Source organism: Mesorhizobium sp. M3A.F.Ca.ET.080.04.2.1 (assembly GCF_003952525.1).
Classification (GTDB): domain Bacteria; phylum Pseudomonadota; class Alphaproteobacteria; order Rhizobiales; family Rhizobiaceae; genus Mesorhizobium.
In genome coordinates this window covers 803,638-816,330 of record NZ_CP034451.1, presented here as the reverse complement: position 1 = coordinate 816,330, position 12,693 = coordinate 803,638, and the positions used below count along the sequence as shown (strand labels likewise).

Sequence of the window (12,693 nt, the reverse complement as noted above, 5' to 3'; positions counted from 1 at the left end):
CCGTTCTTCGGTTCGCGCGGTGCCGGAAGGAACAACAGTGGAAGACCACGACACCGGCGCCAGAGCGCCGGCAGTGGGCATGCCCGGGGCTTCGCCGTCAGAACCGGCAGGCCCGTCCGCGCGGCGATCGGAGCGTCACGCGGCCGAGCATCGGGGTGCAAGGCATGCCGACCGTCCCGGCGAACACCAGAAGGGCAAGACGCGCAAGCGGCGCAAGCGCCGGCGCGGCCGCAAGGTTTTCGCCCGTGATGAAAACGGCGCCGTGGCGCTGTCCCCGGCACCCGCCGTCCTGCCGCCTGAGCCTGCGCCGACGCCGCCTCAGTCGACGCCGGCACAGGGCGCGCCGCGTCCCCCGCAGCAGGAACTGCCGGTCTTCGCCGCGCTCGATCTCGGCACCAACAATTGCCGATTGCTGGTCGCGGTGCCCAGCCGGCACGGCCAGTTTCGCGTCATCGACGCCTTCTCGCGCATCGTCAGGCTGGGCGAGGGACTTGCCGCCAGCGGCCGTCTCGGTCAAGCGGCGATGGACCGAGCCGTCGAGGCGCTCAAGGTCTGTGGCGACAAGCTGCGCAATCGCAAGATCCGCAAGGCGAGGCTGATCGCCACGGAAGCCTGCCGCGCCGCCCAGAACGGCCTCGAGTTCCTGGACAGGGTCGAGCGCGAAGCAGGCTTGAAGCTCGAGATCATCGACCGCCAGACCGAGGCCCGCCTCGCCGTTTCGGGATGCGGCTCGCTGGTCGAGCGCGACACGCAAGGCGTGGTGCTGTTCGACATCGGCGGCGGCTCCTCCGAGATCGCACTGATTGATCTTACCCGCGGCCACCGCTCGCCGCGTCTTGCCAATCACATCGTCTCCTGGACGTCGCTTCCCGTGGGTGTCGTCTCGCTCGCCGAGCGCTTCGGCGGCCGCACCGTCACGCGCGAGACCTTCGCCGCCATGGTCGAGGACGTTGCGGTGCGGCTCAAGGCGTTCGACGGGCGCGACCGGCTCGCGCATGTGCTGGCCAGCCCCAACTTCCACCTGCTCGGCACTTCCGGCACGGTGACGACGCTCGCCGGCGTCCATCTCGATCTCGATCGCTATGACCGCCGCCGCGTCGATGGACTTTGGATGAACCGCGAGAGCGTCGACCGCATGGTGGAGAAGCTGATCGGCTGGGATTTCCAGCAGCGCGTCGCCAATCCCTGCATCGGCGCCGACCGTGCCGACCTCGTGCTCGCCGGCTGCGCCATCCTGGAGGCAATCCGCGGCGTATGGCCGTCCGAGCGCCTGCGCGTCGCCGACCGCGGCTTGCGCGAGGGCATCTTGAGCGAATTGATGGCCGACGACGGCGCCTGGCGGCGCTAGAGCCGGATGATTTCGGATCGAGTCGATCCGAAATCTGAATCCGGCTCTAAATCAAAGAGATAGAGCATGATGTCGTTCGAAAACCACTTCACACTTTTCGGCGTCATGCTCTAGGCAATTCCAGCAAAAACCGTGCAGCGGTTTTGCGCCGGGAATCGCGTAGAGAAGGGTGAGCATGACCCCAAAGTGGGAGCCGGTTCTGGAGACGATCGTGCTCAAAAGAGATCGTTCATGACGAAAAAGCCGGAAAAACCGGGCTCGGCCAGCATACGCGTGCTGAAGACGAGGATCAAGAAAAAGAGCGGCCTGAAGGAATCCTCGCGCCGCTGGCTCGAGCGTCACATGAATGATCCCTACGTGCAGCGCTCCAAGGCCGACGGTTTCAGGTCGCGCGCGGCCTATAAGCTGATCGAGATCGACGACAAGCATCATCTGCTGAAACCCGGCATGAAGGTGATCGACCTCGGCGCGGCGCCCGGCGGCTGGTGCCAGGTGGCGGCGGCGCGCACGAAATCGACGGCCGAGAACCCGCACGTCGTCGGTATCGACTATCTCGAAATGGACGCCGTGCCGGGCGCGGCCATCCTGCAGCTGGATTTCCTCGATCCGGACGCGCCGCGAAAGCTTTCCGAGGCGCTCGGCGGCCAGCCCGACGTCGTGCTGTCGGACATGGCCGCGCCAACAACGGGGCATCGCCGCACCGACCATTTGCGCACCATGCATCTTTGCGAGGTGGCGGCCGACTTCGCGCTTTCCGTGCTGAAGCCCGGCGGGCATTTGCTCGCCAAGACCTTCCAGGGCGGCGCGGAAAATGAGCTTCTGTCGCGGCTCAAGCAGAACTTCCGCTCGGTCCACCACGTCAAGCCGCCGGCCTCGCGGGACGAGTCCGTGGAGCTTTATCTGCTGGCGAAGGAGTTCAAGGGATAGCGCCGGCTAAAGGTGCTTAGCAGCGATCCTTCGCGCCCCCCTCTGTCCTTCCGGACATCTCCCCCACAAGGGGGGAGATTGGCGATTTCGGCGCTCCGCCTAGTTCTGCGAGGTTGGAGATTGGCGAAAGCCGGCGTGAAGTCCGATCTCCCCCCAAGTGGGGGAGATGGCCGGCAGGCCAGAGGGGGGCGCTGTCCTGCCAGCTTAAAAATTCTGGCGCTGTGCTCCGCCGCTCACTTCCCAGCCGTAGCCGCCGGCTCCAGCGTCTTCGGCGTTGTTAGCCGGCCGTGGCCCGACACCGCATTGCCGGCATCGGGCGCCAGCCGCATGAAGGTCAGCGACGCCGCCGCCGAAACCGCTGCGACGATGACGAAGGCAATGTGGAAATCATTGAGCGTCAGCGGCCCGCGATGGATCGACGTCGATACTTCCAGGATGCCGCCGGCCAGCGCCACGCCGAGCGCGATCGAGAGCTGCTGGAATACCGCAGTGATCGGCGTCGCCTTGCTGGTGTCGGCGGCCGAGACCTCGGCATAGGAGAGTGCATTGACGCCGGTGAAGAACATCGAGCGGATGAAGCCGCCGACCAGCAATATCGCGAGCATCAGCGCATAGGGCGTTTGCGGCGTGAAGAGACCGTAGATGGCGATCGAGCCCGCGGCGATCAGCGATCCCCAGATCAGCACCCGCCGGAACCCTGCCAGGCGGAAAAGCAGCGCGGTGACGAACTTCATGCCGATGGCGCCGATGGCCGAGACGAAGGTGATCATGCCGGACTGGAACGGCGTCAGCCCGAAGCCGATCTGGAACATCAGCGGCAGCAGGAATGGCACCGCGCCGATGCCGACGCGGAACAGCGATCCGCCCAGCACCGAGGAGCGAAACACCTGGTTGCGGAAGAGCTCAAGCGCCAGCAGAGGGTTTTTGGCGCGCCGCGCGTGCAGGAGATAGAGTACGCCCGAGATGACACCGACTGCCACCGTGATGAAGCCGGCGATCGGCGGCAGCGCCGGCAGGCTGATCACAGAAAGCCCGAAAACAATGCCCGACGCGGCAAGCCCGCTGAGCACGAAGCCCGGAAAATCCAGCGGCGGGGTCTCGGTCGACTCCGTCTCCGGCAGGAAGCGGGTGGCAAGCCAGATGCCCAGCAGCCCGATCGGCACATTGATCAGGAAGATCCAGTGCCAGGTGAAATAAGTGGTGATGAAGCCGCCGATCGGCGGGCCGACCAGCGGTCCGACGAGCGCCGGCACCGTCAGCCAGGACATTGCCGCGACAAGCTCGCTCTTCGGTGTGGCGCGCACCAGCACGAGGCGCCCGACCGGCGTCATCATGGCACCGCCCATGCCCTGCAGGAAGCGCGACACGACAAAGGCTGGCAGCGAGTCGGAGAATGCGCAAGCGACCGAACCGGCGATGAAGACGGTGATCGCGGCGCGAAAGACATTCTTGGCCCCGAACCGGTCCGCCATCCAGCCGCTGATCGGAATGAAGATCGCCAGCGACACGAGATAGGCTGTCAGCGCCAGCTTGAGCGCGATCGGGCTGGTATGGATGTCGATGGCAATCGCCGGCAGCGAGGTCGCGATCACGGTCGAATCCATGTTCTCCATGAAGAGTGCGACCGCCAGGATGAGCGGGATGATGCGGTTCAAGGGAACGCCCTGACTTGTCTTCGCGATTCGAGGCCGAGCCGGCACGACCGGGCGGTTATCACGCATTGCCCCGGATGTCGTATTAAATTGCTGTCACTTTTGTGCGACCGCAACCGCTGGTGGCTCCAGAATGGAAACGCCCAACACTTTGCGATGGACCGCAAGGTTCGGCTTTTCATCGGCAACAGGACGTGTTACCAGCCAGCGCCAATCCTGAAAGGGAAGATGAGAGTCGGCGCTGGTCATCGCGGTCCAGCGCCTTTTCGGCATTCATGAGGACTGGCCATGGCAAAAATCATCGAGACGTCCACCGGCGCCCTGGCGCTGACCTTCGACGACGTGCTGTTGCAGCCCGGTCATTCCGAGGTCATGCCGGGCGAGACCGACATCCGCACCCGCATCGCCACCGACATCGACCTCAACGTGCCCATCCTGTCGGCCGCCATGGACACCGTGACCGAGGCGAGGCTCGCCATCGCCATGGCGCAGGCCGGCGGCATCGGCGTCATCCATCGCAATTTCTCGCCGGCCGAGCAGGCCGAGCAGGTCAGGCAGGTTAAGAAATTCGAGTCCGGCATGGTGGTGAACCCCGTCACCATCGGGCCTGATGCAACGCTTGCGGACGCGCTGGCGCTGATGCGCGCCCACGGCATTTCGGGCATTCCGGTGGTGGAGAACGGCGGAACCGGCGGCCACACGGTGGGCCGGCTGGTCGGCATTCTCACCAATCGCGACGTGCGCTTCGCCTCCGATCCTTCGCAGAAGGTCTATGAATTGATGACCCGTGAGAACCTGATCACGGTCAAGGAGAATGTCGACCAGGACGAGGCCAAGCGCCTGCTGCACAAGCATCGCATCGAGAAGCTGGTGGTGGTCGACAGGAACGGCAACTGCGTCGGCCTGATCACCGTCAAGGACATCGAGAAGTCGCAGCTCAACCCGCATGCCACCAAGGACTCGCAGGGGCGGCTGCGCGCAGCCGCCGCCACCAGCGTCGGCGATGACGGCTTCGAGCGCGCCGAGCGCCTGATCGATGCCGGCGTCGACCTTCTGGTCATCGACACCGCGCATGGCCACTCGCAACGCGTGCTGGACGCGGTGACGCGGGCAAAGAAGCTCTCCAATTCCGTGCGCATCCTGGCCGGCAACGTCGCCACTGCCGAGGGCACGCAGGCGCTGATCGACGCCGGCGCCGACGCCGTCAAGGTCGGCATCGGACCAGGCTCGATCTGCACCACCAGAATCGTTGCCGGCGTCGGCGTGCCGCAGCTGTCGGCGATCATGTCGGCGGTGGAGACGGCCGAGAAGGCGGGCGTCTCGGTGATCGCCGACGGCGGTATCAAATATTCGGGCGACCTCGCCAAGGCGCTCGCCGCCGGCGCAAGCGCCGCCATGATCGGCTCGCTGCTTGCCGGAACCGACGAGAGCCCGGGCGAGGTCTATCTGCATCAGGGCCGCTCGTTCAAAGCCTATCGCGGCATGGGTTCGGTCGGCGCCATGGCGCGCGGTTCGGCCGATCGCTACTTCCAGGCCGAGGTGCGCGACACCCTGAAACTCGTTCCGGAGGGCATTGAGGGGCAGGTCCCCTACAAAGGACCTGTGGCTGGCGTGTTGCACCAGCTTGCAGGCGGTCTGAAAGCCGCTATGGGTTATGTCGGTGGGCGCGATCTTGCCGAGTTCCGCGAACGCGCCACCTTTGTGCGCATATCAAACGCCGGACTTCGTGAAAGCCACGCCCATGACGTCACGATCACCCGCGAAAGCCCGAATTATCCGGGCGGACTTTGATCAGGCTGGCGATCGGCCGGATCGCCAGAGGCTTTTGCGTGGTTTGATCGGAGCGGTGCTGCGCCTGTCGCGTCACGCGGCGGCGCTGTCGGTCGCTTCCGCCGCGGTCTTCACCGCCATGACCGCACTTGAATTCCTCTATTTCCGCAGTCTCAGCGGCGGTCTCGCTTCGCTCGACATGCGCGTCACCGGTTTCACGCCGGACGAAGGCATGGCATGGCTGACCGCGCTTGGACGCCGGGGCGGCGAGATCATCCTGGTTTGGCACTATCTGACCTTCGACCTGCTGTTCCCGGCACTGCTGTCGCTTACCCTGGTCAGCCTGATCCTGGCTTTTGGCCGACGGCACGCAGGTTTCCGCGCCATGCCGGCGCAATTGCAGGCGCTCTCGGCGGTGCTGCTGGTTGTGCCTTACACGATCGCGGACTACGCGCAGAACTTTGCCGTTGCGCGGCTCTTGTCGGATTTCCAATCGGCCAATCCCGATTCGCTGGCTTTCGCTTCGTCGGTGACGGTCACGAAGTTCGCGCTTCTGGCCATTCCCTTCATGGCCGTGGCGGTTCTAGCTCTGGCTGGGCGGCGGCGTTGAGCAGGGCAGGGGGCGACAGGTGAACCAAACCGCCATTTTCTGGCCGATGCTGGCGCATGTGCTGCTCGTCTACATCGTTTACCTGGTCATGCTGAAGCGGCGCTACCTCGCCGTGCAATCCGGCGAGGCCAAGCTCAGCCAGTACAAGGTCCGCTCCACCGAGCCGGCCTCGAGCGTCACCGTCGCCAACAACCTGATCAACCAGTTTGAACTGCCGGTTCTCTTCCACGTCCTGTGCCTGGCGCTCTTCGTCACCAACGGCGTCAACTACCTGACGCTGGTGCTGATGTGGCTTTTCATCGTCACGCGCTATGTCCATGCCTGGGTGCATCTCAACAGGAATCATGTGCTGCACCGCAGCCGCGCCTTCTTTCTCGGCGCCGGTATCCTCTTGGTGGCCTGGATCTGGTTCGCCCTGCACCTGCTTGGCGTGGTGTGAGCTCTCCTGAGCTTCTTTCCTTGCGGGAGAAGGTGAGGGCGCTACAAATCGAACACAGCGATCTTGCGCTTATCGAACTTGATGCCGATTTCGCCGCGCACCAGTCTCAGCGCCTGCTCGCCGAACACCGCGCGCCGCCAGCCTTGCAGCGCCGGCACCTCGGCGGCATCGCCCTCGGCGGCGATGCGGTCGATGTCGTCGCTGGAAGCGAGAACCTTGGACGCGACGCCCTCCTTCTCGGCGACGATCCTCAGCAGCACCTTGAGCAGTTCGGCAGCCGCGTTCGAGCCTTCGGGTGGCTGGAACGTCTTGGGCAGTTTCGGCATCGCTTCCTTCGGCACGGCGAGCGCCGCGTTGACGGCTGCCAGCAGCGCCGTTGCCGTCGCAGAGCGTTCCCAGCCCTTGGGCGTGGTGCGCAACCGGCCGAGCGCTGTCGCATCGCGCGGCGCCTGCTGCGCGATCTCGTAGATGGCGTCATCCTTGAGCACGCGGCCGCGCGGCACGTCGCGCTCGCGCGCCTCGCGCTCGCGCCAGGCGGCAACCGCCTGCACGACGGCAAGCTCCTGCGGCTTGCGCAGCCGCATCTTCAGGCGCTTCCATGCATCCTCGGGGTGCGGGTCATAGGTCTCGCGCGAGGTCAGCACGTCCATCTCTTCGTTCAGCCAGTGGGCGCGATCCTCGCGCTCCAGCTCGGCGCTGAGATGCTGATAGACCTTGATCAGATGGGTGACGTCGGCGAGCGCGTATTCGAGCTGCTTGTCGGATAGCGGCCGATGGCGCCAGTCGGTGAAGCGCGAGGATTTATCGAGCCGGGCGCCGGTGACGCGCTGCACCAGCTGGTCGTAGGACACGCTGTCGCCGAAGCCGCACACCATCGCCGCCACCTGGGTATCGAATACCGGATGCGGCACGAGGTCGCCGAGGTGGACGATGATTTCGATGTCCTGGCGGGCGGCGTGAAAGACCTTGATGACCGCTTCGTTGGCCATCAGCCGGAAGAACGGCTTCAGGTCGATGTCGGGCGATAGCGGATCGATCAGCGCCGTCAGTCCGGGTGCAGCCATCTGGATCAGGCAAAGAATCGGCCAGAAAGTCGTCTCGCGGATGAATTCGGTGTCGACGGTGACGAATTCGGACTTTTCGAACGCCGCGATGACGCTCTCGAGTTCTTCCTGGGTGGTGATGACGTGCATCAAATCGCTTTTGGCAAAAAATCAGGTCTCTCTCCATTCCAGCCGCAGGCGCTTTCGTCAAGCCGCCGCTGGAGCAATTCCAGGAAAACTGTGCAACGGTTTTCGGCCTGGAATTGCGCAAAAACAATCGGTTAGAGGGCTCAGCGTTTCTACCGGACGCTGAACCTCTCTAGCCGGCTGCGTCCGGATCGCCGTTTCGGCGCGCCAGTCGCCCGAACAATGTCGAGGTTCGCAAAAGCGCGGTGAAGCGGCTCCGATTGTCGGCCGGAACGCCGGATCGGACCTGCATCCGGTAGAGGATCACGATGATGAGAATGGCGTAGACGGCTGCACTGAAGATGAAGAGCGCGCTCGGCCCGAAGAATTGCATCACCGCCGATGCCGCGATCGGCCCGCCGATGGCGCCGAAGGAATAGAACAGCATCAGCGCCGCATTGATTAGCACGAATTCACCCTTGCCTGCGCGGTCATTGGAATGTGCCGCCGACAGCGAGTAAAGCGGCATGGCGAAGCTGCCGAAGATGAAGACGATGACGAAGTTGAGGAACGGGTCGCTGCGCGCCACGAAGGCCAGCGCCAGCGCCGCGAGCATGGCGCAGCATGTTGTCGTCAGCAGCACCGAGCGCCGGTCCCAGCGGTCGGAGAGATAGCCGAGCGGATACTGGATAAGCGCCCCGCCAAAGATGCCGACGCTGACGAAGGTCACGACGTCGGCAACCGACATGCCGATCTCCTCGGCATAGACCGGGGACAGCGTGCGGAAGGCGCTGTTGGTCACTCCGACGGCGATGCAGCCGATCGAGCCGAGCGGCGAGATCCGCCACACCCGCGGCAGGTCGAGCTTGACCTCTTCCGGCGGCGCCGGATTGGAGCGGTCACCAAGCGAGACCGGCACCAGCGACAAGGTGATCATCATCGACATCACGGCGAAGATGGCGAAGCCGCCGGCGCCGAACACCGGGATCAGGAACTGCGCGCTGGTCACCGAGCCGATGTCGACCATGCGGTAGATGGCGAGCACCCGGGCACGGTCCTTGTTGCCGACGCCTGAATTGAGCCATGCCTCCATGACGGTGAACAGGCCGGCGAAGCAGAAGCCGCCGGCAAAGCGTATCGCGCACCACATCACCGGGTTGATAACAAGCACCAAGAGCAGCGTGCCGACCGAAGCGATCGCGGCGAGTGCCGAGAACGTCCGTACATGGCCGACGGCCTTGAGGATGTGGGTGACCGCAAGGCAGCCGAGCAGGAAGCCGGCGAAGTAGAACGTGCCCATCAGGCCGATGTCGGAGGCGGAAAAGCCTTCCCGCGCGCCGCGCAATGCAATCAGCGTGCCCTGCAGTCCGTTGCCGCCGAGCAGGATGCCTGCGGCAATGAGGAGAGGGATCAGCGGGCGGATAGAGGACATCTGGAAGGGCAATCACGTTCGAGTGATCCTTCTTGGACCATTGCCCCCATCAATGCCAGCCCAATCCGGCCCTGGTCCGGTCATCCTGTCGACCTGGACGAGCGCAGCCCTCGTCGCGGTCCGGCTGGCCAACCCTTGGCTGTCCGGCTCAGGCCCGCAATGCATCCCGGATGGCATCGTCGAGGCGTTCGACGATCGCATCGATGACCTGCTCGCCGCTGATGAACGGTGGCGCGAGAAGCACGTGGTCGCCATTGACCCCGTCGATCGTGCCTCCCATGGGGTACACGAGAAGCCCACGCGCCATCGCCGCCTTCTTGATCCTCGCATGCAGTTTCCGCTTCGGATCGAACGGCTGCCTGGTCGAACGGTCTTCGACCAGTTCGACGCCCATGAACAGGCCGCGCCCGCGGACGTCGCCGACATTAGGATGATTGCTGAACCGCTCGCCAAGCCGGCGCGACAGATAGTGGCCCATGGCTCTGACGTTTTCGAGCAGCCTGTCGCGGGCGATCACCTCCCGAACGGCAAGTGCCGCCGCACAGGCCATGGGATGGCCGATATAGGTGTGGCCGTGCTGGAAAAGGCCCGAGCCGTTCGCGAACGCATCGAATATCTTTCGGCTGAGCAGGACGGCGCCGATCGGTTGATAGCCGCCGCCCAGCCCTTTGGCGATCGTCATCAGGTCGGGAACGACGCCGTCCTGCTCGCAGGCATGCAGCGTTCCGGTGCGGCCCATGCCGCACATGACCTCGTCGAGGATCAGCAGGACGCCGTGGCGGTCGCAGATTTCGCGGATGCGGCGGAGGTAATCCGCCACCGGCGGCACGGCGCCTGCCGTCGCGCCGACCACCGTTTCGGCAACGAAGGCCATGATCGTTTCAGGCCCGAGCTCGAGGATCTTGTCCTCCAGCGCCTGTGCCGCGCGCGCGGCATATTCTGCATCCGTCTCGCCCGCTTCCTGGAAACGATAGGCGAAGCAGGGATCAATGTGATGCGTGTCGATGAGCAGCGGCCGGAACTGCGCGCGGCGCCATTCGTTGCCGCCGGTCGCGAGCGCGCCGAGCGTGTTGCCGTGGTAGCTTTGCCTGCGGGCGATGATGTTGCGGCGCTGCGGCTCGCCGATCTCGACGAAATACTGCCGCGCCATCTTGAGCGCGGCCTCGACCGCCTCCGAGCCGCCCGAGACGAAATAGCAATGGCTGATCCCGGCCGGAGCGTCCGCCACGAGCCGGTCGGCGAGCGCTTCGGCGACGTCGCTGGTGAAGAAGCTGGTATGGGCATAGGCAAGCCGGTCGGCCTGCCGGTGCATGGCGGCGAGGATATCGGGATGACCGTGGCCGAGGCACGAAACCGCTGCTCCGCCCGAGGCATCGATATAGGCGCGCCCGTCGGTATCGAAGAGCTCGACGCCCTTGCCGCCGCTGGCGATGGGCAGCTTGGCGTGGATCTGGCGGTGCAGGATGTGGGTCATGCTTTCCTCCGGCCGCGCGGCGTCAGAATGTGGATGTCGAGTTGGGACAGTTGATCCTCGGTGCGGCGAATGGCGGCGAGCGAACCTTCTCCCCCCTTGCCGGCGATCAGCGCCGCGAGAACCTCGCCGACGATGAAGGCCGGCGCCATGGTGTGGAAGAAGGACGGGCTTTCGGTCGCGATCAGGACCGAAAGTCCAGCCAAACCGACGAGCGGCGATACGGCGCTGTCGGTGAGCGCGATCACCGGCACGCCATTGGCTGCCGCGCGACGGGCAAGGTCGACGGTTGTCCTGGTGTAGGGGGCGACGCTGACCACGAGCAGCACGTCCTCGTCGGCCGCCAGGCGAATGGCGTCGGTACCGGCTCCCGATGCGGCGTCCAGCATGACGGCCTTTTCGCCGAGGAAGGACATGACATAGGCGAAATGCGCGACGACCGGATGGCTGGAGCGCAGCCCGAGGCAGAATATCCGGCGCGCCGCATGCAGCGCCTCGGCGGCGGCGACCAGAGACTCGAGCCGGTCGGTCTCGCCGAGTTCGGCGACTTGGGCCGACAGCGACCTGATCATCTCGGCGGCCAACGCCCGGTCGCCAACCTGCTTTTGCCGCGCGAGCTGCGCGCCGGCCTTGCCCGCAAAGCCGAGTTCTCCTTGTCGCATGGCGTTGGCGTAGAGCGACCGCAGCGGTTCGTAGCCGTCGAAGCCCAGCCGTTTCGCCAGGCGCACCATCGTCCAGGGCTGCAAGCCGGCGCGACGGGCCTGCTCGCGCATCGACAACAGCGCGACGTCTTCGGGATTGTCGAGCAGATAGCGCGCAGCGCCCTGCAACTGGGAGGGCAAGGTGTCGAAGATCTCGACGATGGCATCGGAGAGTGGCGCGCGGATCATGCCGCAACCATAGACGCCGCTGCTCGGGCATGCAATAGATGTTGCAAACAATAGCAGTATGCAACAAATGGAGCTGGCCATGCGCAACGGCACAACTGAAGGGCAGGCCGCTTCCGGGCGATCCGATTCGGTCGTCATCGCCGTGGCGCCCAATGGCGGCAGGCGCACGAAGGTGGATCATTCCGCCTTGCCGATCACCCCCGAAGAACTGGCGAGCGTTGCCGCAGCCTCGCTCGATGCCGGCGCTGCCATGATCCATGTCCATGTCCGCGACCGCGATGGAGGTCACCTGCTGGACGCCGAGGCTTATCGGGCCGCGACGGCGGCGATCAAAGCTCGCGTCGGCGAAGGTCTGGTGGTCCAGATCACGAGTGAGGCCTTGGAGATGTATCAACCAGAGCAGCAGATGCGCGTGGTGCTTGAGACGCGCCCCGAAGCGGTTTCGCTGGCCTTGCGCGAATTCGTCCCGGATGAAGCGCACGAAAGCGCCTTCGCTGCGTTTCTCCAAAAGTTGCGGGTGGAGAAGATCGCGCCGCAGGTCATCCTCTATTCGCCGGAAGAAGCGACCCGGCTGGCGGCGCTCGCGAAGCGCGGCGTGATACCCTTCGACAACGTGCCCGTTCTCTATGTGCTTGGTCGCTACACGGTCGGGCAGAAATCCAGCCCTGCCGACTTGCTGCCGTTTCTGGCCCCCGGCACTGCCCCATTCAGGCATTGGATGGTCTGCGCCTTCGGCGCTTGCGAGACGGCCTGCGTCACCGCCGCGGCACTGCTTGGGGGGCACGCGCGCGTCGGATTCGAAAACAATCTTTTGCTCCCCGATGGAGCGCTGGCTTCCGGAAATCAGGACCTTGTCGCGGCCACCAGACGGGCGGTCGAAGCGTGTGGGCTGAGGCTTGCCGGTGCGGACGCGTTGCGAGCCCAATGGGCCTTCGACTAGGGCTCATTTCTCCGGGACCAAACAGGCGGTCATGCAAATCTAAAA

At 64.9% G+C, this 12,693-nt stretch carries 12 protein-coding genes; 6 read left to right on the top strand and 6 right to left on the bottom strand.

The features are described 5' to 3' along the window. Positions 1-37 precede the first annotated feature (37 nt). Together EJ074_RS03860 and EJ074_RS03855 are read left to right on the top strand one after the other, a co-directional pair. A complete protein-coding gene (locus EJ074_RS03860; protein WP_095808342.1) occupies positions 38-1,348 on the top strand; it encodes a Ppx/GppA phosphatase family protein in 1,311 nt (436 codons plus the stop codon). A 231-nt stretch (positions 1,349-1,579) separates the two neighbouring features. Continuing rightward, positions 1,580-2,275 (top strand): RlmE family RNA methyltransferase, encoded by a 696-nt coding sequence (locus tag EJ074_RS03855; protein ID WP_129552783.1) that lies wholly within the window; start codon positions 1,580-1,582, stop codon positions 2,273-2,275. A 233-nt stretch (positions 2,276-2,508) separates the two neighbouring features. On the opposite strand, the gene EJ074_RS03845 is transcribed toward EJ074_RS03855, so the two are convergent. Together EJ074_RS03845 and EJ074_RS29540 are read right to left on the bottom strand one after the other, a co-directional pair. Then, on the bottom strand, positions 2,509-3,930 hold the full coding sequence (locus tag EJ074_RS03845) for an MFS transporter (RefSeq protein WP_129552782.1): 1,422 nt from the start codon (positions 3,928-3,930) through the stop codon (positions 2,509-2,511). Between the two features lie 93 nt (positions 3,931-4,023). Beyond that, complete coding sequence (locus tag EJ074_RS29540) at positions 4,024-4,176, bottom strand: hypothetical protein (protein ID WP_165349844.1); 153 nt, start codon at positions 4,174-4,176, stop codon at positions 4,024-4,026. Between the two features lie 39 nt (positions 4,177-4,215). Between EJ074_RS29540 and guaB the strand changes: the two genes are divergently transcribed. From guaB to EJ074_RS03830, 3 genes are read left to right on the top strand one after another with little or no spacing between them, the layout of a single operon-like run. Further along, on the top strand, positions 4,216-5,718 hold the full coding sequence (gene guaB, locus EJ074_RS03840; protein WP_095808339.1) for an IMP dehydrogenase: 1,503 nt from the start codon (positions 4,216-4,218) through the stop codon (positions 5,716-5,718). A 43-nt stretch (positions 5,719-5,761) separates the two neighbouring features. Next, a complete protein-coding gene (locus EJ074_RS03835) occupies positions 5,762-6,307 on the top strand; it encodes a hypothetical protein (protein ID WP_245420554.1) in 546 nt (181 codons plus the stop codon). 19 nt (positions 6,308-6,326) lie between these two features. Further along, positions 6,327-6,746, top strand: a complete 420-nt coding sequence (locus EJ074_RS03830; protein ID WP_095808338.1) for an MAPEG family protein — start codon at positions 6,327-6,329, stop codon at positions 6,744-6,746. A 41-nt stretch (positions 6,747-6,787) separates the two neighbouring features. Here the strand turns inward: EJ074_RS03830 and rnd are convergent, their stop codons facing one another. From rnd to EJ074_RS03810, 4 genes are all read right to left on the bottom strand, one after another. Continuing rightward, positions 6,788-7,939, bottom strand: coding sequence for a ribonuclease D (gene rnd / locus EJ074_RS03825; protein ID WP_095808337.1), 1,152 nt, complete (start codon positions 7,937-7,939; stop codon positions 6,788-6,790). 169 nt (positions 7,940-8,108) lie between these two features. Next, positions 8,109-9,347, bottom strand: a complete 1,239-nt coding sequence (locus EJ074_RS03820) for an MFS transporter (RefSeq protein ID WP_095808336.1) — start codon at positions 9,345-9,347, stop codon at positions 8,109-8,111. A gap of 148 nt (positions 9,348-9,495) precedes the next feature. Beyond that, a complete protein-coding gene (locus EJ074_RS03815; RefSeq protein ID WP_095808335.1) occupies positions 9,496-10,821 on the bottom strand; it encodes an aspartate aminotransferase family protein in 1,326 nt (441 codons plus the stop codon). Continuing rightward, positions 10,818-11,708 (bottom strand): MurR/RpiR family transcriptional regulator, encoded by an 891-nt coding sequence (locus EJ074_RS03810; protein WP_129552781.1) that lies wholly within the window; start codon positions 11,706-11,708, stop codon positions 10,818-10,820. Before EJ074_RS03810 ends, EJ074_RS03815 begins: the two co-directional genes overlap by 4 nt. Before the next feature lie 79 nt (positions 11,709-11,787). Here EJ074_RS03810 and EJ074_RS03805 point away from each other — a divergent pair, with 79 nt between their 5' ends. Further along, positions 11,788-12,648 carry a 3-keto-5-aminohexanoate cleavage protein gene (locus EJ074_RS03805; RefSeq protein ID WP_129552780.1) on the top strand — a complete coding sequence of 287 codons (861 nt, stop codon included), beginning with the start codon at positions 11,788-11,790 and terminating at the stop codon, positions 12,646-12,648. The last annotated feature ends 45 nt before the right edge of the window (positions 12,649-12,693 follow it).